Genomic DNA, 19,722 nt, shown 5'->3' with positions numbered 1-19,722 from the left:
CGGAGCAGGATTCCGAGGGGCCTCGCCGTGTCCGCGCGACCCCGGGGCGGTCGGGCCGGGTGGCCCGTCGGGGCGCCGCTCGCGACGTGGCGGCCCGGCGCCCTCGCGTCCGCCCGGGTGCCCGGGCAGGTGCGGTGACGCCGATCGCGGTCGGCCTTCCGGGTCCGGTAGGAACCTGCGCCGTCGCGCGCAGCCCCGCAGCAGGGGGTGGCGGGTCGTCCACCGTTCTCCGGTCGGCCGTGCCCTCGCGCGCGCGGCGAGACGTCGTGCGGTCCTGGCGAGGCCCTCAGACCCCTGCGTGCTGCGTGCCGGAACCCCGTCGTCCGTGTGCGCCCGTCCGGGCCGTTACGGACGTTTGTAGTCCTCGGTCCGGGGGTCTGCAAGAGTTCCCACCGTTGTCATTTGGGTCGCCCGGATGACCACAGGTTCGTCCACAGGACGTCCCGCGCCGTTCCCACGCCGCCCACAGGCCTGTGGATGAATTCTGTGGACAGACCTCGGCGCGGACCGGGCCCGTCCGACCCCGCGACGCGGCCCGTGCGCACGGGCTCAGACCCAGAACCGCGCCGTGGGTGCCGCCGCCGGGGAGAGCCGCTCGTCGAGGTCGAGGTCGCGCACGACAAACCCGCCGTCGTCGACGAGCGTCCCCGCGAGCCGGCCCTGGAGCATCGCCGCGAGCCGGGCGAGCAGCACCCGGGCGCGCGAGCGCGCGATGACGTGCAGCCCCGAGGGCCGCTCGACCGCGAGCTCGTCCGGCTCGGTCGGCACCCACGTGAGGCGGTAGGCGTGCGGCCCGTGCTCGCGCCAGTCGAGGCCGTCGAGCGCGAGCGGGACCCGCGCGACGCGTCGGGCCTCGAGCCGCACCGCGCCGTCGTACGGGGTCTCGCCCGACAGCACGTACTCCGCGAGGCCGTCCGCGCCCGGCCGCACCACGACGACCCCCGCGCCGGGGACCGTCGTGCGCAGGACGCCGAGCGCGTCGTCGGGCCCGAGCACGTGGGCGCTGTAGAGCGTGAGGTCGACGCCCGATGCCGGGTCGGGCGTGAGCACGGTCCGGCCGTCCGCGACGACCGCGCCGCCGACGCGCCGGGCCGCGGCGACGGCCCAGCCCAGCACGCGGAGCTCGAGCCCCTGCGGCAGCCCTGCCGGGAACGCGCGCACCAGCCCGTCGCGGTCGTCGGTCACCGAGCCGGTCGACGTGCCGGTCGACGTGCCGGTCGACGTGTCGGCCCAGGCGCCGGTCCGCGCGACGGGCGCGAGCCGCGCGTCGGGGTGGTCGACGTGCAGCGCGAACGCCTCGGCGCCCCCGCCCGCGAGGCCGAGCGCCTGCGTCTGCGGCGGCGTGAGCGCGAAGGGCCCGACGACGCGCGCCCCCTCGGCGAGGCGCAGCTCGCCCGGTGCGACGACGCCGTCGGGCACCACGCCACGGAACCGCGCACCGGCCATGGGGCGCGCCGCTCCCCCGCCGCCCGGCGGGGTCGTCCAGGCCGCGCCGACGAACCAGGCGCGCGCGAGCGCGTCCACGGGCGTGCGGGCCGCGCCGCGCGAGCGGGGCGTCGCGAGCAGGTGCGCACCGGCGTGCGCGTCCGGCACCAGGCCGGCGACGGGGGCGTCCATGACCGGAACGTAGAGCGCCCCGGAGGCGACGGTGTTACGGCGGTGTCACGAGCGTGGGTCCGCTCACCGGGACCCCGCGGGCGTCAGGCGCCGACGTCGTGGAGGTGGTGGACGACGTCGTGCACGAAGTACTGCCCCAGCGTCCGGACGGTGAAGACCGACCCGTTCGAGCGCCGACCGGGACGCTCCCACTGGTCGGGGACGAGCGCGTCGAAGCGGCCCGCGACGCGGTCGCCCGCGATCCGGAGCTCGCGCGCGACCACGGCCGGGTCCTGGTGCGCGTAGTCCTCCGCGACCGCGGTCGCGTCCTGGTCCCAGTTGGCGAACCGCGGGTCGTCGCCCTCGACCATGGACTGCACGCGCACGTCGAACACCGTGAAGACGTCGCGGACGTGCGCGGCGTACTCGAGCACCGACCAGGTCGTCGGGTCGGGGCGGGTCCGCGCGTCCGCGCGGCCCAGGGCCGCGACGTAGCGCGGGACGGCGTCGCGGACCGCGGCGCCCACGCGGTCGGGCGTGACCTCGGCGGCGACGAACCCGCACTCGGGGCACGGCCGCTCCATGACCCACGTCCAGTCCTTGGTGTCCGCGGGGACGGGCGGGAACTCCGGGTCCGGGGCGGCGGGGACGCCCTCGGGCGACGCGGTCGTGTCCATGGCGGCAGTGTGCCAGACGGCGCAGCGCCCTCCCCGAGGCCCGGATCGTCGGGGATTAGCGTTCTGACACGACCTGCCTATGATGTCAGCATGCCCAAGATCATCGGAGGGTCCCTCCACGAGCACCGCGCCCAGACCCGGCAGAAGCTCTTCGCGGCGCTCTCGACCCTCATGATGGACCGGGGCTTCGACGCCATCTCGCTCGCGGACATCGCCGCCGCCGCCGGGGTCGGCCGCACCGCGGTGTACAACCACTTCCCCGACAAGGAGGCCCTGCTCCTCGGATTCATCACCCACGAGACGGAGCAGTACGTGGGGACGCTGGAGCGCGCGCTGGAGCACGTGGACGACCCGGTCGAGCAGCTGCGCACGTACATCCGCCAGCAGGCCCAGCTCAAGCGCATCTTCCACCTCGCGCCGGGGCCGGACCTGCGCACCGTGCTCTCGCGCACCACGCGCCAGCGGCTGCGCGAGCACGCCGAGCTCGTCGAGGCGATCCTGCGCCGCATCGTCCGGTCGGGGATCGAGGCGGGCGAGTTCCCCGCGCAGGACATCGACACGACCGTCCAGCTCGTCAACGCGTGCCTGTCCGGGCGGCTCGTGCCCGACGACCCGGCCGCGCGCGAGCAGGCGATCGAGGCGACGGAGGCGTTCGTGCTGCGCGCCGTGGGGGCCGACGCGACCTCGCCCGCGCTCGCGGGCTGACGCCCTGCCCGCTCGGCGGGGCCGGATGACGGACAGAGGATAGGCAAGCCTCACCTCCGTGCGTTACAGTTCCTGACGCATCGTCATGACACGGCGTCAGGACGTGCTGTCCCGCCCCGACGCACCCGCAGGAGCCACCCCGTGACTGCCCTCACCCACGACCTCCACCGCGCCGACGAGTCCGTCCCGCTGTCGCAGCGGCTGCGCGAGGGCACGCGCCCCGAGCACGAGCAGGCCGAGGGCTCCGGGTTCGTCGAGCGGCTCATGACCGGGCGCCTCGACGTCGCCGCGTACGCCGACCTCGCCGCCCAGCAGTGGGCCATCTACGGCGCGCTCGAGGACGCGAGCGCCGCGATGCGCGACGACGCCCAGGGCGCGAGCCTCGTGTTCGACGAGCTGACGCGCACCCCCGAGATCGAGAAGGACCTCACGTTCCTCGTGGGCGCCGACTGGGCCGAGCGCGTGACGATCCACCCCGCGACCGAGCGCTACGTCGCCCGCCTGCGCACGGTCGGCGGGTCCCTGCCCGCGTACGCCGCGCACGCCTACACGCGCTACCTCGGAGACCTCTCGGGCGGCCAGATCATCAAGCGCATGCTCGAGCGCCACTACGGGCTCTCGGGCGACGGCCTCGCCTTCTACACGTTCGTCGAGATCCCCAAGTCCAAGCCGTTCAAGGACGTCTACCGCGAGCGCCTCGACGCCCTGGTCCTCACCCCCGGGCAGCTCGACGAGACCGTCGCCGAGGCCAAGCACGCCTTCCGCCTCAACAGCGACCTCTTCGCCGACCTCGGCGCCGCCCACCCCTGACCTGCCCCACCCCCCACCACGCCCCCATCCGGCTCCCCGCCGCCGACCATGCGGTCGCGGTCCGTCCCACCCAGCCGACGGGCCACGTCGCCATGCTCGGCCGCGCGCCGGGGGGTCGTTCGTGAGGTGAGTTACCTCCACGACGGTCGAGAAACGTCCGCGGGTCAGGTTAGGCTCGTCTTACCTGGTGGCGGCGGCCGTGGCGGCCGCGCCCTCGGACCGCTTCCTGGAGAACTCCCCATGCCTCACGCTGCCCGCCCTGCGCCGCACCCCGGCTCGTCGCCGCGCCGCCCGACGTCGCCCGCAGGCACGTCGGGTGCCGCGCCCCGCCGCGCACGCCGGACCGTGACCGCGCTGGCCGGGGCGGGCGCCGTCGTCCTGCTGGGCCTGGTCGCCGCGTGCGCGCCGCTCCCCTACGAGCCCCCCGCGACGCCGTCGGCCGCGGCGAGCCAGGACGCGGAGCCCGTCGAGGCGACCCCGACCGACACCCCGACGACCACGGCGCCCGCCTGCACGACGCTCGAGGAGTCCCGGGCCGCGGGCGGCGGCTCCGACGTCGACCCCGCGTCGTTCCCCACCGGGCCCACGAGCGCGACGTTCGCCGACGACGCGATCCACCCGGTCGCCGAGGCGCCCGCCCCGCAGCTCCCGGTGACGGTCGAGTCGGTCGACGGGCGCCAGGTCGAGATCACCGACGTGAGCCGCATCATCCCCGTCGACCTGTACGGGACGCTCGGCGAGATCGTCTACAGCCTGGGGCTGGGCGCGAACGTCGTGGGCCGCGACCTGCCGACCGGCTTCCCCGAGGCCGCGGACGTCCCCGTCGTCACGGGTGCCGGCCACGCGCTCGACGTCGAGGCGATCCTCGGGCTGAACCCCTCCGTGATCCTCACCGACGCGACGATCCTCACCGACGACGTGCGCGGCCAGCTCGAGAGCTCGGGCATCCCCGTCGTGTACTTCGACGAGGCCCGCACGCTCGACGGCGTCGACGACCGGATCCGCGCCGTCGCGACAGCGCTGGGCGTGCCCGAGCAGGGCGAGGCGCTCGTCGAGCGCACGGACCGGCAGATCTGCGCGGCCCTCGCCGCGGTGCCGCAGGACACCGGGACGCCGCGCGTCGCGTTCCTCTACCTGCGCGGGGCGAACATCAAGATGCTGTTCGGGCCCGGCTCCGGCGCCGACGACCTGATCCGCGAGATCGGCGGCGAGGACGCCGGAACGGCGATCGGCCTCACGCAGCAGTACGCGCCGGTCACGAGCGAGGCGATCATCAGCGCCGCGCCCGACGCCTACCTCGTCATGACCGACGGGCTCGAGTCGATGGGCGGCCTCGACGCCATGATGGCGATCCCCGGCCTCGCGCAGACGCCCGCGGGCGAGGCGCGCCGCGTCGTCGACATGGACGGCTCCCGCCTCCTCACGTTCGGCCCCCGCACCGGCTCCACGATCGCGGCGCTCGTCGAGGCCTTCTACGGCGTGCCCGCGCCGGAGCTCCCGGCGTCGTGAGCGCGCCCGCCACCCGCCCCCTCGGCACGCCGGAGGGCGCGCCCGGTCCCGAGGGCGTCGCCGTGCCCGACGGCGCCCCGCGCCCGGGTGGTCGGCCCGCCCGGGTGGGGCCCGCCGTCGGGCAGCAGCGCCGCCACGCCGCCCGGTGGCTGATGGTCGGGCTGGGCGTGGCGCTCGCGGTGCTCACCGTCGTGTCCGGCATGACGGGTCAGGTGCCGGTGTCGCCCGCGGAGGTGCTCGGCTCGCTCGCGCACCACGTCGGGCTCGACTGGGGGCCCATGCCGTCGCACCCGCAGGGCGAGAACGCGCTGTGGGTCGTGCGGTTCCCGCGCGTCGTCCTGGCGATCGTCGTCGGCGCGGCGCTCGCGTGCTCGGGCGCGCTCATGCAGGGCGTGTTCGGCAACCCGCTCGCCGAGCCCGGCGTCATCGGGGTCTCCTCGGGCGCGGCCGTGGGCGCGTGCGCGGTCATCGTCACCGCGGGCGCGCTCGTGCCCGGCACGTGGGTCGCCGCGGCGGCGTTCGTCGGCGGGCTCGTCACGACGTTCGTCGTCTACGCGCTCGCGCGCGCCGGCGGTCGCACCGAGGTCGTGACGCTCGTGCTCACGGGCATCGCGGTCAACGCGTTCGCGGGCGGGATGCTCGCGTTCTTCACGTTCGTCGCCGACCCGGCCGCGCGCGAGCAGATCGTCTTCTGGCAGCTCGGCTCGCTCGGCGGCGCGACGTGGCAGTCCGTCGCGGTCGTCCTGCCGATCGCCGTCGTCGGCGTCACCGGCGCGATGCTCGTGCGCCGCAAGATGGACCTGCTCGCGCTCGGCGAGCGCGCCGCGCAGCACCTCGGGGTCGACGTCGAGCGGCTGCGCCAGCTCGTCATCGTCCTCGTCGCGCTCCTCGTCTCCGCCGGGGTCGCGTTCACGGGGATCATCGCGTTCGTCGGGCTCGTCGTGCCGCACCTCGTGCGCATGGTGTGCGGGCCGAGCCACCGCACGCTCGTCCCCGCGTCCGTGCTGGGCGGCGCCGTCGTGCTGCTCGCCGCCGACCTCCTCGCACGCAGCGCCGTCGCGAACGTCGAGCTGCCGCTCGGCATGATCACGTCGCTCGTCGGCGGGCCGTTCTTCTTCTACCTGCTGCGCCGCACGCGCTCGCGCCAGGGAGGCTGGGCATGAGCGACCTGCGCCACGAGGGGTCGTCGTTCCTCGGCGCGCTGCGCACCGCCGTCACCGGTGCCCGACGGCGGCCCCGCCTCCCCCGCCCGGCCGCGCCCGGCGACGTGGTCACCGCCGCGCACGGCGTGTCCCTCACCCTGGGCGAGGCGCCGATCCTGCGCGACGTGTCGGTCGACGTGCGCGCGGGCGAGGTCCGCGCGCTGCTCGGCCCGAACGGGGCCGGGAAGTCGTCGCTGCTGGGCGTCCTCACCGGCGACCTGCGCCCCGAGGCCGGAGACGTCACCGTAGCCGGCCGCCCGCTCGCCGCGTGGACCCCGACCGAGCTCGCCCTGCGCCGGTCGGTCATGCTCCAGCAGGTCTCGCTGAGCTTCCCGTTCACCGCCGTGGACGTCGTGCGCATGGGCCGCTCGCCGTGGCGCGGCACCCCGTTCGAGGACGACGACGACGCCGCGGTCGCCGAGGCGCTCGCCGCGACCGACGTGGAGCACCTCACCGACCGGCACTTCACGTCGCTGTCCGGCGGGGAGAAGGCCCGCGTCGCGCTCGCGCGCGTGCTCGCCCAGCGCACCGCGCTCCTCATGCTCGACGAGCCGACCGCCGCGCTCGACCTCAAGCACCAGGAGCTCGTGCTCCAGCTCGCCCGGGCGCACGCCGCCGCTGGCGGTGCGGTGGTCGTCGTCGTGCACGACCTCTCGCTCGCGGCCGCGTACGCCGACCAGGTCACCGTCCTCGCGGGCGGGCGCGTCGTCGCCGACGGCGGTCCGCGCGACGTCCTCACCGCCGAGCTGCTGAGCGGCGTCTACGACTACCCCGTCGAGGTCGTCGACCACCCCGGCGGCGGCGCGCCGATCGTCGTGCCGCGCCGCTGAGGACGATAGGCTCGGGAGCACGACATCCCCCACGCCTCTCCACGATGCGCAACCCGGGGGATCTTCTCTGCGCGGGGTCGAAGACCGTGGAGCACCGCCCGTCGAGAGGGCCCGGCCTAGCGACTCGCCCCGACGCCGCCGGGGAGCACCTCGTTGCGGTCGGGCGCGGCCGTGAACGACCCTCGCCCGCCGGTGATCGAGCGCAGGTCGAGGACGTAGCGGGTCAGCTCGGCCTCGGGCACGAGCGCGTCGACGCGCACGCGGCCGTCGGGCAGGGAGTCGGTCGCGGTGATGTGGCCGCGCCGCGCGGAGAGGTCGCCCATGACGTCGCCCTGCGCGTCGGGCGGGACGGTCACGGTCACCGCGGAGACGGGCTCGAGCACGACCGTCCCGGCCGTGGCGAGCGCCTCCCGCACCCCCACGCCGCCCGCGGTGCGGAACGCCATGTCGGATGAGTCGACGGAGTGCGCCTTGCCGTCGAGGACCTCGACGCGCAGGTCCACGACGGGGTAGCCGTGCGGTCCGCCGCTCTCCATGGCCTCGCGGGCGCCGCGCTCGACCGCGGGCAGGTACTGGCGCGGCACCGACCCGCCGACGACGGAGCTGACGAACGCGAACCCCTCGCCGCGCGGGAGCGGGGAGACGCGCAGCTGCACGACGGCGAACTGCCCGTGCCCGCCGGACTGCTTCTTCACGCGTCCCTCGACCTCGACGGCGCGCGTGATCGTCTCCCGGTAGGCGACCTCGACGGGCTCGGTCGTGACGCGGACGCCGAAGGACCGTTCGAGCCGCTCGACGGCGACGGCGAGGTGCGTGTCCCCGAGGCCGCCGAGGACCGCCTGGGAGCCGGTGAGGTCGACGTGCAGCGTCGCGTCCTCGGCGCGCAGCCGGGTGAGCGCGGCGGACAGCTTGTCGTCGTCGGACTGCGACACGGGCCGCAACGCGAGCGTGTACACCGGTGGCCGGGGTGGCAGGTCTCGCGCCGCGACGGGCATCCGGCGGCCCGCGAGGAGCGTGCCGGTCGACGCGGCGGAGAGCTTCGCGACGGCGGCGACGTCGCCCGCGACGACCCGGTCGACGGCCAGGTGCTCGCGGCCGCGCAGCCGGAAGAGCCCGTGGACGCGGTCGTCTGCGCCGGTCGCGGTGCTCACGAGCCGGTCGCCCGTCGCGACGGTCCCGGACAGCACCTTGAACACCGACACCTGCCCGACGAACGGGTCGACGACGGTCCGGAAGACGTGGACGAGCGCGTCGCCCGCGGGGTCGGCCGCGACCTCGGACGTCACGGCCTCGCCCGACCCGGCGGCGTCGGGCAGCGCGACGACGGCCGGGCGGTCCGCGGGCGACGGCCCGAGCTCGCACACGAGGTCGAGGACGCGGTCCACCCCGACGCCGGTGACGGCGGACGCGAGCAGCACCGGCACGGCCTCGCCCGTCAGCACCTCGTGCGCGAGCGTGCGCTCCAGGTCGGCCGGGCCCGGCTCGTCGCCCCCGAGATAGGCCTCGAGCTGGTCGTCGTCGTGCGTGACGATCTCCTCGACGACCTCGTCGTGCAGCGCGTGCTCCTCGTCGCGGACGTCGGCGGGGACCTCCTCGTCGTGGCCCTGCCAGACCCCCTGACCGCCGCCCCCGTACTCGCGGGCGCGCTCGGTGAGGACGTCGGCCACGCCGTGCAGCGTCTGCTCCTCCCCGAGCGGGAGCTCGAGCGGCGCGAACGGCGCATCGAACGCGGCCCGGAGCGCGGCGAGGACGGTGCGAAAGCTCGCCCGCGCGCGGTCCTCCTGGGAGACGACGACGAGGCGGGGGATCCCCGCCTCGTCGCACCGTCGCCAGACCTCCTCCGTGCCCGACTGCACCCCGTCGACGGCGCTCACCACCACGACCGCGAGGTCCGCCACCGCGAGCGCCGCGTCCACGGACCCCGCGAAGTCGGGCGAGCCGGGGGTGTCGAGCAGCGTGACTTGGTAGGTCGTGCCGTCGGGCGCGCGCCAGTCGAGGTGCGCGACGCCGAGGCTCACGGAGATGCCGCGCGCGACCTCCTCGGGCTCGTGGTCGCACACGGTCGTGCCCTCCGCGACGGAACCCGGGCGCGGGACGGCGCCCGCACGGTGGAGGAACGCCTCGGCGAGCGTGGTCTTGCCCGAGCCGCTGTGCCCGACGAGGGCGACGTTGCGGGTCGTGGCCGGGCCGGTGGACGTCGACGTCGTGGCCATGGCTGCCTCCTGGCGGCGGCGGGGCGCCGTGTCCCGCCGGGGTTCCAGGCTAGTGACGTCGAACGGATCGTGCCCGGGCCGGAGGTCCCGGCCCGGGCCCGGGGCTACAGGTGGGCGTCCGCGTACACGCGCAGGGCGTCGCGCACGAGCGTCGCACCCTCGACGCCGCCGTAGCTCTTCGCGAACCGCTCGTCTGCGACGTACATCTCGCCGAGGCCGACGACGTACTCCTTGACCGGTGCCGCGCCGGCACCCGGGGTTCCGGGGATGCCGCCGAGCCACTCGACGTGGCGGCGCGCGAGCTGTTGCGCCTCGTCGGACGCCGGGTCGACGCCCCGGGCGGCCGCCGCGGCCCAGTCCTCTCCGAGCGCGCGCGTGCGGTCCTGCCAGACGGCGCGGTCGTCGTCGGACATCCCCCGCCACCAGGTGTCGCTCCGCGCGTACGCGTCCTTCCCCCAGCGGGCCTCGACCTCGTCGCGGTGCTGCGTGTGGTCGAACCCGTCGAACATGTCGTCCGCCATGAGCTCGCCACCTCCTTCCATCGTGGTGATCGTCCGTTCGACCGACGCGATCTGCCGCGCCAGCCGCTGCCGCTCCGCCCGCAGCCACCCGAGGTGGCCGCGCAGCGCCCGCACCTGGGCCTCCCGCCGGGCGCTGGCCGACGGCGGCCCGTCACCCTGCCGGGCGGGCGGGCCGTCGAGCGCCTCGCGGATCGCGGGGAGGCCGAGACCGAGGTCGCGCAGGAGCAGGATCCGCTGGAGCCGGACGAGCGCGTCGGCGTCGTAGTGGCGGTAGCCGTTCGCCGCGACCCGGCTCGGGGGGAGGAGCCCGACCGCGTCGTAGTGACGCAGCGTGCGGCTCGTCGTCCCGGCCAGGCGCGCGACCTCCTGGATGGACCAGTCGGCCGTGCGGGCGCCCGTCGTGCTCATCTCCCGCTCCTCCCGTGCGTCGGTGGTGCTCTCGTGCGGCACCGGGACCACGGTAGAAGTTGACGTCACGTCAAGGTCAACTGCTTCGAGCTCTCGGAGTTCTCGATGCTGCTCGCGGGAGCGGTCTCGGGCGCGTCCTCGGTCGCGCTCCCGGACGCGGTCGCGTGCGCCACGTGGTGCCACCCGGCGTCGCGCGACGTCGCGGCGAGGAAGCATGCCCGGACGAACGCCACCTGGAGGAACAGGTCGTAGAGCAGCTCAGGCAGCACGAGGACGGCGAGCAGCCGGCCCTTCGGCCCGTTCCGCCACACCGTCACGACCCGTTCGAGCACGAGGACCCCGCCCACGGCGAGCCACGCCGGGACCACCCGGAACGTGCCCGCGACGACCGTCAGCGCCGTGAGGACGAGGAGGCTCGCGAGCATGAGCGTGCTCAGCACGAGCATCGCCTGCTGCCCGACGTACCGGGCAGTGACGCGCGTGAACCCGTACGCGTGCAGGTTGTCGAGCATCCCCTTGTACCAGCGGACGCGCTGGCGGTGCAGGTCGCGGCACGTCGGCATGAGCTCCGTCGTGCAGGACATCCGCACCGGCGACGCGAGCTCGTAGCCGAGCGTGCGCAGCGCGAGGGTGAGCTCGGAGTCCTCGGTGATGGCGCCGACGTCGTACACGTCGCCGCGCCGCCCCGGGAGCCGGTCCCCGCGCGCGGCGGCGACCGCCCGCAGCGCCTCGGTCCGCACGAGCGCGGCCGTGCCCGTGAGGACGGACGTCCGCCCGGTCACGTCGATCTGCACGCCGTACCGCTCGTACTCGTCGGACTGGAGCTGCTCGAGCACCGAGCGCGGCGGGGTGCCGCGGAAGACACCACCGACCGCGCCGAGCTCCGGGCGCGCGTCGAGCAGGGCGAGGCCGTCCTCGACGAACGTCGGGGCGATGGTCGTGTCCGCGTCGAGCACGAGGACGTTCTCCGCCTCCACCCCGCGCAGCGCCTGGTTCAGCGCCCCGGCCTTGCGGCCGGTGTTGCCGACCGTCTCGACGACGTCGGCGCCCAGGCGGCGCGCGGTCTCGACCGTCGCGTCGGTGCTGCGGTCGGACACGACGACGACCCGGTCGACCGGGCGCGTCTGCGCCCGGACCGACGCGAGCGTCGTCGGCAGGGCCGCGGCCTCGTCGTGCGCCGGGACCACGACCACCACCCGTGGGAGCGTCGCCGCGCTCATCGGTGCTCCGCGAGCCGCTTGCGCAGGACGCGCGCCGTCATGACGAGCGCGAGCCCCGCCACGACGAGCGTCCAGGCTCCCACCACGTAGAAGCCCGCGATCGCTCCCGTCGTCGCGAGCACGGTCCCTGCCTGAGTCGTACCGAGCTGGTACACGATCCACCTCCTGTCGTCGTCGGTGGTTCCACCGTCCGTCGCGGAGGCCGGTACCCATCCGGGCCCGGGCGGCGGTGGAGCACCGCCCGGGACGTCGGGTGAGCACGCGGGGGCCGCGGAGGAGTGCCCTGCCGTCGGGCGGTGGGTACACGACGACGCCCGGCCTCCGCGGCGTGCGGGGACCGGGCGTCGGAGGTGGCGCGTCAGGCGGTCGGTGCCGCCCCGCCGTCGGACGGGGCGGAGCCGGGGCCGGGGCCGTCGGACGGTGCCGGTGAGGGCGCGGAGCTCTGCTGCGCCGGGGCGGCGCGGCGCCGTCCGAGGACGAACCCGACCGCACCTCCCACCAGCAGGGCTCCGGCTCCCGCGAGGAGCGCCGCGGCACCCGGCGGGTACGCGCCCACGGGGACGAACGTCGTCCCGGAGACCGGCGCTTACGCGAACCAGCCGAACGACGTCGGGCGGCTCGCGACCAAGAGCGCGGCGAGCAGCAGGCCGACCCCCAGCACGACGAGCGCCACCAGGACGACGGCGGCGACGCGCGGACGGACCGGACGGGGCGCGGGCTGCTCGGGGGCGGTCACGTCCGCCATCGTCCCGGGCGACGGCGCCCGCGGCAACCGACCGCGGCGCTACTCCCCCACGGTCCCGTCGATCGCCTCGCGCAGCAGGTCGGCGTGACCGTTGTGCCGCGCGTACTCCTCGACCAGGTGCACGAGGATCCAGCGCAGCGTCCAGCGCTCGCCCGTGTGCCGGTCGGCGCGGGCGCTCAGCCGGTCGAGCCCGCCGTCCGCGAGCGCCGCGTCGAGCACCGCGTCCGACGCCGCGACCGCCCGGTCGAACAGCATGCGCAGCTCCTCCGGCGAGTCGCCCGCCGCGGAGGTCCAGTCCCAGTCGCGGTCGTCGGCCCAGTCCGCCGTGTCGAACGGGGGCATGAGCTCCTCGCCGCGGAACACCTGCGAGAACCACTGCGACTCGACGAACGCGAGGTGCTTGAGCAGCCCGCCCAGCGTCATCGACGACGGCCGCAGCCGGTGCGCGAGCTCCGCGGCGTCGAGCCCGGACGTCTTCCAGCGGAGCGTGTCGCGGTGGAAGTCGAGGAAGCCGCGCAGCGTGGTCACCTCGTCGGCGGCGACGGGCGGGTCGGTGCGGTGGTCGGTCACGGCGCCACCCTAGCGACCGCGCCGGTGCGCCCGCTCAGGGCAGGTCGGCCTCCCACGCGAGCCACTTCCGCCGTACCGCCGCCTCGACGTCGACGCCCTGGGAGCGCGCGAGCAGCAGCAGGTGCGCCAGGACGTCGGCGACCTCGTCCGCGAGCGGCGAGGCTGCGCCGTCGGGCCCGGGCGTCCCTGCGCCTCCGCGCGGGCGGGTGCGCCCCGTCGCGGCGAGGAACGCCTGGGTCAGCTCGCCGACCTCCTCGGTGAGCTTGAGCATGAACCAGTCCGGGTCGCGGTCGACGCCGAACTTGCGCGCGTACAGCGCCGACACCGCCTCGACGCGCTCGCCGAGCGCGGGCAGGGTGAGGGGCGCGTCGTCGTCCATCGCGCCAGTGAACCACCTGGCACCTCCGACCGTTCGGCACCCACGGTCCGCGTTCAGCAGCACGAGGTGCCGAACCCCGCACGACCTGCCGAACAGCGGACCTAACGCACGACGAGCGCGACGACGAGCAGCAGCACCGTCGCGACGATCTCCCCGGTCCCGACGGCCCGCGGGCTCAGCCGTCGGCCCGGCAGCACCGCCGCCCGGGCGGTCGCGGCGGCGAGGAACGCCGTCGCCCACCACCATGTGGGGTCGTGCACGACGGCGACGACGCCCGCCGCGACGGTGACCGCCGCGTGGTAGGCGACCGAGGCGACGACGTACGACCGCACGCCGCGCTCGCGGATCATCGTCTTGACGTAGAGCACCGTGCCGAACAGGTACGCGAGGAGCAGCGCGGCGACCAGCCAGACGACGGCCGGGACGGCGAGGGCGGACGCACCCGCGGGCCGGCACGCCGCGTAGGCGACGACCGTCATGAGCGACGCGGCGACCGTGAGGGCGCCGCCCGCGGCGACCGACCGCTCGGTGCGCCGCGCCGACGCCCACAGCCCGAGCGCGAGGAACGGCACGAACGCGGGCGCCCAGGCCGCGAGCGCCGGGTCGAGCAGGAGCACGACCGTCCCGAGAACGGTCGCAGCCGCGCCGTACGTGAGCATCGGGCGCCGGTAGCGGGGCCGGCGGCGGGACTTCAGCCACAGCCCGGCCGCGGAGTAGGCGAGGTACCCGATGAGCCAGAGCGCGCCGAGCGCGAGGGTCACCGGACGGAACCCGGCGTCCTGCACGCCGCGCACCGTGCCGACCACGAACGGCAGCAGGAGCATGGGCCACGCGCCGTGCTGGTTCGGCACCCAGCCGGGCGGACGTCGGGCCACGTCCCGAGGCTAGCGCCGCAGGGGCCGGCTCCGGCCGCGCGGAGTCCCCCGTGCGCGCGGCCGCACGTCCCGGCCGCGCGGGACCTTCGTCCTGACCTTCGACGGCGTCCCGCGGCGCGCCGTCGTCCGTCGTCACGCGCGGTCGTCGGACTAGATATGGTGGCGCAGCCGTGATTCACACCCCACATGTTGGGGTACGGTCCGTCGCGCAACCTCTGCGTGCCGGCGAGAACCCGGTGGGCAGAGGGGACGAGCGATGACCGCCATCGAGCTCGACCAGGCAGCACCGCACCGCACGACCGCCACGCTGGAGGTCCTCAAGCGCGACGGCCGGCGACGGCCGTTCGACGACGCCCGCATCCGCGCCGCCGTGACGAAGGCGTTCGCGGAGGTGCACGGCGACCTCACGGCGACGCACCGCCGCCGCGTGGCGGAGGTCGTCGACCAGGTCGACGCGGAGATCGCCGCGCGGTTCGACGCGACCGTGAAGATCTACGAGATCCAGGGCGTCGTCGAGCACGTGCTCCTCGAGTCGCACGAGTACGACGTCGCGCGCGCCTACATCGACTACCGCGTGCAGCGCGACTTCGCGCGCAGCCGGGCGACGGACCTCAACCACTCGATCGTGCGGCTGCTCGACAAGGACTCGACGGTCGTCAACGAGAACGCGAACAAGGACAGCGAGGTCTTCAACACCCAGCGCGACCTCACGGCCGGGACGGTGGGCAAGGCGATCGGGCTGCGGATGCTGCCGCCGCACGTCGCGAACGCGCACCAGAAGGGCGACCTGCACTACCACGACCTCGACTACCACCCCTACGCGCCCATGACGAACTGCTGCCTCATCGACTTCCGGTCGATGCTGTCGAGCGGCTTCCGGATCGGGAACGCGCAGGTCGAGCCGCCCCGTTCGATCCAGACCGCGACGGCGCAGATCAGCCAGATCATCGCGAACGTGTCCTCCAGCCAGTACGGCGGGTGCTCGGTCAACCGCATCGACGAGCTCCTCGCCCCGTACGCCGAGCGCAACCTGGAGAAGCACCTCGCGGACGCGCGCCGCTGGATCGCCGACGCCTCTGCGCACGAGGAGTACGCGCGCGAGAAGACGCGCAAGGACATCTACGACGCGATGCAGTCGCTGGAGTACGAGATCAACACCCTGTTCACGTCGAACGGGCAGACGCCGTTCACGTCGGTCGGGTTCGGGCTCGGCACGGGGTGGCTGGAGCGCGAGATCCAGCGCGCGATCCTCCAGATCCGCATCCGCGGCCTCGGCAGCGAGGGCCGCACCGCGATCTTCCCCAAGCTCATCTTCACGCTGCGCCGCGGGCTGAACCTCGACCCCGGCGACCCCAACCACGACCTCAAGCAGCTCGCGGTCGAGTGCGCGACGAAGCGCATGTACCCGGACGTGCTGTCGTACGACAAGATCGTCGAGCTCACCGGGTCGTTCAAGGTGCCCATGGGCTGCCGGTCGTTCCTCCAGGGCTGGCAGGACGAGCACGGCCGGGACGTCTCGGAGGGGCGCATGAACCTCGGCGTCGTGACGCTCAACCTGCCGCGCATCGCGCTCGAGGCGGACGGCGACCTCGACGCGTTCTGGCGCCTGCTCGACGAGCGCCTGGAGACCGTGCACGACGCGCTCGTCTTCCGCATCGAGCGCTGCAAGGAGGCGACGCCGGGCAACGCGCCGATCCTCTACGTGCACGGGGCGTTCGGGGAGCGCCTCGCTCCCGGCGACGACGTCGACCGGCTCTTCCGCGACGGCCGCGCCACGGTGTCGCTCGGGTACATCGGGCTGTACGAGGTCGCCGCCGCGTTCTTCGGCGGCGCCTGGGAGCACGACCCGCGGGCCAAGGAGCTCACGCTCGACGTGCTGCGGTCCCTGCACGCGCACGCCGCCGGGTGGACGGCGCGGCTCGGCTACCGGATCAGCGTCTACGCGACGCCGAGCGAGAGCCTGACCGACCGGTTCTGCCGCCTCGACCGGGAGCGGTTCGGCGCGGTGCCCGACATCACCGACAAGGACTACTACACGAACAGCTTCCACTACGACGTCCGCAAGAGCCCGACGCCGTTCGAGAAGCTCGACTTCGAGGCCGAGTACGCGCGGTACACGTCGGGCGGGTTCATCCACTACTGCGAGTACCCCGTGCTCCAGCAGAACCCGCGGGCGCTGGAGGCCGTCTGGGACTACGCGTACGACCGCGTGGGCTACCTCGGCACCAACACGCCCATCGACCGCTGCTACGCGTGCGGGTTCACGGGTGACTTCGACCCGACCGCGCGCGGCTTCGCGTGCCCGTCGTGCGGCAACGCCGACCCGCGCACGTGCGACGTCGTGAAGCGCACGTGCGGGTACCTCGGCAACCCGCAGCAGCGCCCCATGGTGCACGGCCGCCACGCGGAGATCTCCGCGCGCGTGAAGCACCTGCCGGACTCGGCGTCGGCGTGACCGTGGCGCGCACCCCCGGCCCCGGCTGGCGCTCGGACCGCGTCAGCCAGGGGTACGTCGCGGACTACAAGCCGTTCGTCATGGTCGACGGCGAGGGAGTGCGCTGCTCCCTCTACGTGAGCGGGTGCCTGTTCGCGTGCGAGGGCTGCTTCAACGAGGCCGCGTGGAGCTTCCGCTACGGCCGCCCGTACGACGACGCCCTGGAGGACCGCGTCCTCGCCGACCTCGCGCACCCCGCCGTGCAGGGCCTGTCCCTGCTCGGCGGGGAGCCGTTCCTCAACACGGGCGTGTGCCTGCGGCTCGTGCGCCGCCTGCGCGCCGAGCACGACGACCGCCGGGACGTGTGGTGCTGGACGGGCTACACCCTGGAGGAGCTGCGCGCGGGGACCGCGGACCAGCGCGCGCTGCTCGCCGAGGTCGACGTGCTGGTCGACGGCCGGTTCGAGCTCGCGCGCCGCGACCTCACGCTCGCGTTCCGCGGCAGCACCAACCAGCGCGTGCTCGACGCGCGGGCCTCGCTCGCGACGGGGCGCGTCGTCCCGTGGGCGTCGGACCGCGCGACGACGAGCGCCTGACGACAGCAGCCCCGGGCCGCCGGATCACCGGGACGCGCGGCGCCTGGGAGCGGCGTCGGGTTCCGCGGGGCGGCGGATGCTCCCGATCATCTCCCACGTCGCCGTCGTCATCCGGAAGGTTCCCCAGAGGAAGAGGACGAACCCGCAGACGTAGAGGGCGTTGAGCGCACCGCGCGGGACAGGTGTGGTGACGTCGGGAGCGTCCGGGGCGACGACGACGGCGGTGAGGAAGGAACCCACGGCGGCGGCACCGAAGAAGATCACGCAGGCGATCACCGCGAGCACGAGCCCGGAGACCGCCTTCTTCGCCGGCGTGGTCCACGACATGTCGTCCTCCTGGTGGTCGGTTGCGCTCGACGATCTCATGGACGCCCCCGACCCACCACGGACGGCGACCACGCCCGCCGGAAGCACCTTCACCCCGCGCAGCCGCGCCTGGTGAGCCGTCAGACGGTCTTGCGGGTGCGGCGGATGCCGACCCACAGCCCGACGGCGCACGTCACCGCCGCGGCGACGAAGCCCCACAGCACGTCGGGGTCGGCGAACGACCCGGCGAGCAGCGCGCGCTCCGCGTCGACGATGTAGGTCAGCGGGTTGAAGAGCGCCGCGGTGCGCATCCACGCCGGCCCGGCCTCGAGCGGCAGCATCATGCCGGAGAGGATGAGCAGCGGGAACAGCAGCGACTGCTGCACTCCCCAGAACAGCCACTCGCGGTTCTTCGCGGCGAGCGCGAGCGCGATCGACAGCGCGCCCACCCCGATGCCGAACAGCCCGAGCAGCAGCAGCCCGACGAGCAGGTGCAGCGGGTAGAGCGTGAAGCCGAACGGGACGCACACGAGCGCGATGAGCAGCCCCTGCACGACGAGCGGCGCGAACTCCTTGAGCGAGCGCCCGACGAGGATCGCGGAACGGTCGAGCGGCGTCGCGAGCACGCGCTCGTAGGAGCCGGTCATCATCTCGTAGAGCAGGTTCGACCCGCTCATGGACGTGCCGAACAGCGAGATCATGACGATCACGCCCGGGACGAACCACTGCAGCGTCTCGGCCGTCGACCCGCCGCCCCCGGGTGCGCCGCCACCGAACCCGCCGACCGCGCCCGTGAGGAGCGGGCCGAACAGGCCGAGGAAGATCAGCGGCTGCAGCAGCGAGAAGATCAGCGTGAACGGGTCGCGCAGCACGAGCAGGATCTCGCGCGTGAACACGGCCCACGTGTCGCCGAGGAACTTCGCGACGCCGGTCCGCATCGCCGTGTCGGCACCGGCGGCCGGTGCCCCGACGCGTGCGCCCGCCAGGTCGGTCCGCGTGCTCATGCGGCCTCCTCTCGCAGGCTGCGGCCGGTGAGGTTGAGGAAGACGTCGTCGAGGCTCGCCTGCTTGAGCTCCGCCGAGCGCACGGCCAGCCCCGCGACGCGCAGCGCCTCGATGGCCTCCGGGAGACGGTCGGCGCCGTGCGTCGTCGAGATGCGGACCGTCACGACGCCGTCCGCGCCGGTCGTGGTCGCGACCCGGCCCGCGTCCTCGGCGAGGGACGCGCGGACGCGGCCGACGACGTCGGGCACCGCTCCCGGTGACGCCTCCCCCGGGGCACCGCCGCCGGGCGCCGGGACCACGGCGAGCGTGATGACGTCGTCCGCGTGGTCGTGCTTGAGGGAGTCCGGCGTGGCGTCGGCGATGATCTCGCCGTGGTCGATGACGACGACGCGCTCCGCCATGCTGTCGGCCTCGTCGAGGTAGTGGGTCGTGAGCACGATCGTCATGCCGTAGCGCTCGCGCATCGCCGCGATGTGCTCCCAGAGGTTCGCGCGGGCGTGGGGGTCGAGGCCCGTAGTCGGCTCGTCGAGGAAGAGCAGCGGCGGGTGGTTCATCAGCCCGAGCGCCACGTCGAGGCGACGGCGCTGGCCGCCGGACAGCGACTGCACGGTCCGCTTCTCGAGCCCACCGAGGTCGAGGGCGTCGAGGAGCTCGGCGGCGCGCCGCGTGTACTCGGAGGGCGGCAGCCCGTAGAAGCGGCCCTGGTTGTGGAGCTCGTCGAGCACGCGGTAGGAGAACCCGCCGCCGTTGCCCTGGCCGATGAAGCCGATGCGCGAGCGGACCCGCGCCGGGTCGCGCGCGACGTCGTACCCGGCGACCTCCGCGGTCCCGGCGGTCGGTGCGAGGAGGCTCGTCAGCATTCTCAAGGTCGTGGACTTGCCGGCCCCGTTCGGGCCGAGGAAGGCGACGAGCTCGCCCTCCCGGACGTCGACGTCGATGCCCTTGACGGCCTCGACGGTCTCTTTCTTGCGGTGGAAGGTCTTGGTCAGGCCGCGGGCTCGGATCACCGGAGCCACCCTCTCGTACGCCGTACCGAAATGGAGCGACCACGCTAGCATACGGTGTACGGGAAAAGGCAAGCCTTCGTCGCACGCTCGCACCGGAGGCGAGATCCCGCGGGAA

At 74.6% G+C, this 19,722-nt stretch carries 21 protein-coding genes; 7 read left to right on the top strand and 14 right to left on the bottom strand.

The genetic code is table 11. The annotated features are described in order from the left end of the window. Positions 1-549: 549 nt before the first annotated feature. Together ACI769_RS04835 and ACI769_RS04830 are read right to left on the bottom strand one after the other, a co-directional pair. On the bottom strand, positions 550-1,617 hold the full coding sequence (locus ACI769_RS04835; protein WP_409141238.1) for a hypothetical protein: 1,068 nt from the start codon (positions 1,615-1,617) through the stop codon (positions 550-552). Positions 1,618-1,700: 83 nt separating this feature from the next. Next, the gene (locus ACI769_RS04830) at positions 1,701-2,273 is read right to left on the bottom strand and encodes a DinB family protein (RefSeq protein ID WP_114553795.1); all 573 of its coding nucleotides are present in this window, start codon (positions 2,271-2,273) and stop codon (positions 1,701-1,703) included. A gap of 90 nt (positions 2,274-2,363) precedes the next feature. On the opposite strand from ACI769_RS04830, the gene ACI769_RS04825 reads away from it, so the two are divergent. From ACI769_RS04825 to ACI769_RS04805, 5 genes are all read left to right on the top strand, one after another. Then, positions 2,364-2,978 carry a TetR/AcrR family transcriptional regulator gene (locus tag ACI769_RS04825; protein WP_076403748.1) on the top strand — a complete coding sequence of 205 codons (615 nt, stop codon included), beginning with the start codon at positions 2,364-2,366 and terminating at the stop codon, positions 2,976-2,978. A 141-nt stretch (positions 2,979-3,119) separates the two neighbouring features. After that, positions 3,120-3,788 (top strand): biliverdin-producing heme oxygenase, encoded by a 669-nt coding sequence (locus ACI769_RS04820; RefSeq protein WP_114553793.1) that lies wholly within the window; start codon positions 3,120-3,122, stop codon positions 3,786-3,788. A gap of 240 nt (positions 3,789-4,028) precedes the next feature. After that, a complete protein-coding gene (locus tag ACI769_RS04815) occupies positions 4,029-5,297 on the top strand; it encodes an ABC transporter substrate-binding protein (RefSeq protein WP_409141237.1) in 1,269 nt (422 codons plus the stop codon). Between the two features lie 152 nt (positions 5,298-5,449). Continuing rightward, positions 5,450-6,460 (top strand): iron ABC transporter permease, encoded by a 1,011-nt coding sequence (locus ACI769_RS04810; protein ID WP_085388553.1) that lies wholly within the window; start codon positions 5,450-5,452, stop codon positions 6,458-6,460. Continuing rightward, entirely contained in the window at positions 6,457-7,329 is an 873-nt protein-coding gene (locus ACI769_RS04805) for a heme ABC transporter ATP-binding protein (RefSeq protein WP_085386701.1), read from the top strand. Before ACI769_RS04810 ends, ACI769_RS04805 begins: the two co-directional genes overlap by 4 nt. A 116-nt stretch (positions 7,330-7,445) precedes the next feature. On the opposite strand, the gene ACI769_RS04800 is transcribed toward ACI769_RS04805, so the two are convergent. The 9 genes from ACI769_RS04800 to ACI769_RS04760 form a co-directional block, all read right to left on the bottom strand. Further along, positions 7,446-9,542, bottom strand: coding sequence for an elongation factor G (locus ACI769_RS04800; protein WP_085386702.1), 2,097 nt, complete (start codon positions 9,540-9,542; stop codon positions 7,446-7,448). Positions 9,543-9,646: 104 nt separating this feature from the next. Further along, a complete protein-coding gene (locus tag ACI769_RS04795; protein WP_085388554.1) occupies positions 9,647-10,471 on the bottom strand; it encodes a MerR family transcriptional regulator in 825 nt (274 codons plus the stop codon). 65 nt (positions 10,472-10,536) lie between these two features. After that, the gene (locus tag ACI769_RS04790) at positions 10,537-11,691 is read right to left on the bottom strand and encodes a glycosyltransferase family 2 protein (protein WP_198163113.1); all 1,155 of its coding nucleotides are present in this window, start codon (positions 11,689-11,691) and stop codon (positions 10,537-10,539) included. Further along, positions 11,688-11,846 (bottom strand): hypothetical protein, encoded by a 159-nt coding sequence (locus ACI769_RS04785; protein WP_009861736.1) that lies wholly within the window; start codon positions 11,844-11,846, stop codon positions 11,688-11,690. The genes ACI769_RS04790 and ACI769_RS04785 overlap by 4 nt, the downstream gene beginning before the upstream one ends. Before the next feature lie 203 nt (positions 11,847-12,049). Beyond that, positions 12,050-12,247 (bottom strand): hypothetical protein, encoded by a 198-nt coding sequence (locus ACI769_RS04780; protein WP_085386704.1) that lies wholly within the window; start codon positions 12,245-12,247, stop codon positions 12,050-12,052. Positions 12,248-12,277: 30 nt separating this feature from the next. Continuing rightward, a complete protein-coding gene (locus ACI769_RS04775) occupies positions 12,278-12,427 on the bottom strand; it encodes a hypothetical protein (protein WP_157446512.1) in 150 nt (49 codons plus the stop codon). Between the two features lie 48 nt (positions 12,428-12,475). Continuing rightward, entirely contained in the window at positions 12,476-13,006 is a 531-nt protein-coding gene (locus ACI769_RS04770) for a DinB family protein (RefSeq protein ID WP_034655021.1), read from the bottom strand. 34 nt (positions 13,007-13,040) lie between these two features. Next, positions 13,041-13,385: a MazG nucleotide pyrophosphohydrolase domain-containing protein gene (locus ACI769_RS04765; RefSeq protein ID WP_085386705.1), complete on the bottom strand. Its 345-nt coding sequence runs from the start codon at positions 13,383-13,385 to the stop codon at positions 13,041-13,043. A gap of 101 nt (positions 13,386-13,486) precedes the next feature. Next, positions 13,487-14,260, bottom strand: a complete 774-nt coding sequence (locus ACI769_RS04760; RefSeq protein WP_157446513.1) for a YwiC-like family protein — start codon at positions 14,258-14,260, stop codon at positions 13,487-13,489. A gap of 256 nt (positions 14,261-14,516) precedes the next feature. On the opposite strand from ACI769_RS04760, the gene nrdD reads away from it, so the two are divergent. Together nrdD and nrdG are read left to right on the top strand one after the other, a co-directional pair. Beyond that, positions 14,517-16,715 carry an anaerobic ribonucleoside-triphosphate reductase gene (nrdD, locus tag ACI769_RS04755; protein WP_085386707.1) on the top strand — a complete coding sequence of 733 codons (2,199 nt, stop codon included), beginning with the start codon at positions 14,517-14,519 and terminating at the stop codon, positions 16,713-16,715. Between the two features lie 2 nt (positions 16,716-16,717). Continuing rightward, positions 16,718-17,290 (top strand): anaerobic ribonucleoside-triphosphate reductase activating protein, encoded by a 573-nt coding sequence (gene nrdG, locus ACI769_RS04750; RefSeq protein WP_085388555.1) that lies wholly within the window; start codon positions 16,718-16,720, stop codon positions 17,288-17,290. Between the two features lie 24 nt (positions 17,291-17,314). Here nrdG and ACI769_RS04745 read toward each other — a convergent pair whose 3' ends face one another. From ACI769_RS04745 to ACI769_RS04735, 3 genes are all read right to left on the bottom strand, one after another. Further along, positions 17,315-17,617 (bottom strand): hypothetical protein, encoded by a 303-nt coding sequence (locus tag ACI769_RS04745; protein WP_043652929.1) that lies wholly within the window; start codon positions 17,615-17,617, stop codon positions 17,315-17,317. Positions 17,618-17,736: 119 nt separating this feature from the next. Beyond that, positions 17,737-18,600, bottom strand: coding sequence for an ABC transporter permease (locus ACI769_RS04740; protein WP_021483463.1), 864 nt, complete (start codon positions 18,598-18,600; stop codon positions 17,737-17,739). Continuing rightward, positions 18,597-19,607: an ABC transporter ATP-binding protein gene (locus tag ACI769_RS04735; protein ID WP_085386708.1), complete on the bottom strand. Its 1,011-nt coding sequence runs from the start codon at positions 19,605-19,607 to the stop codon at positions 18,597-18,599. Before ACI769_RS04735 ends, ACI769_RS04740 begins: the two co-directional genes overlap by 4 nt. Positions 19,608-19,722: the final 115 nt, after the last annotated feature.

The sequence above is a fragment of the Cellulosimicrobium sp. RS genome (genome assembly GCF_046159675.1).
Taxonomy (GTDB): Bacteria; Actinomycetota; Actinomycetes; order Actinomycetales; family Cellulomonadaceae; genus Cellulosimicrobium; species Cellulosimicrobium funkei.
Note: the sequence above shows the minus strand (reverse complement) of the source record. Positions and strands in the feature narration are given on the sequence as shown.

Excerpts from the sequence above, each read along its gene's own strand:
- ACI769_RS04745 (WP_043652929.1), bottom strand. The coding sequence starts at position 17,617 with ATGTCGTGGACCACGCCGGCGAAGAAGGCGGTCTCCGGGCTCGTGCTC.
- ACI769_RS04805 (WP_085386701.1), top strand. The coding sequence starts at position 6,457 with ATGAGCGACCTGCGCCACGAGGGGTCGTCGTTCCTCGGCGCGCTGCGC.
- ACI769_RS04810 (WP_085388553.1), top strand. The coding sequence starts at position 5,450 with ATGGTCGGGCTGGGCGTGGCGCTCGCGGTGCTCACCGTCGTGTCCGGC.
- ACI769_RS04795 (WP_085388554.1), bottom strand. The coding sequence starts at position 10,471 with ATGAGCACGACGGGCGCCCGCACGGCCGACTGGTCCATCCAGGAGGTC.
- ACI769_RS04800 (WP_085386702.1), bottom strand. The coding sequence starts at position 9,542 with ATGGCCACGACGTCGACGTCCACCGGCCCGGCCACGACCCGCAACGTC.
- ACI769_RS04835 (WP_409141238.1), bottom strand. The coding sequence starts at position 1,617 with ATGGACGCCCCCGTCGCCGGCCTGGTGCCGGACGCGCACGCCGGTGCG.
- ACI769_RS04825 (WP_076403748.1), top strand. The coding sequence starts at position 2,364 with ATGCCCAAGATCATCGGAGGGTCCCTCCACGAGCACCGCGCCCAGACC.
- ACI769_RS04790 (WP_198163113.1), bottom strand. The coding sequence starts at position 11,691 with ATGAGCGCGGCGACGCTCCCACGGGTGGTGGTCGTGGTCCCGGCGCAC.
- ACI769_RS04830 (WP_114553795.1), bottom strand. The coding sequence starts at position 2,273 with ATGGACACGACCGCGTCGCCCGAGGGCGTCCCCGCCGCCCCGGACCCG.
- ACI769_RS04765 (WP_085386705.1), bottom strand. The coding sequence starts at position 13,385 with ATGGACGACGACGCGCCCCTCACCCTGCCCGCGCTCGGCGAGCGCGTC.
- ACI769_RS04740 (WP_021483463.1), bottom strand. The coding sequence starts at position 18,600 with ATGAGCACGCGGACCGACCTGGCGGGCGCACGCGTCGGGGCACCGGCC.
- ACI769_RS04815 (WP_409141237.1), top strand. The coding sequence starts at position 4,029 with ATGCCTCACGCTGCCCGCCCTGCGCCGCACCCCGGCTCGTCGCCGCGC.
- nrdD (WP_085386707.1), top strand. The coding sequence starts at position 14,517 with ATGACCGCCATCGAGCTCGACCAGGCAGCACCGCACCGCACGACCGCC.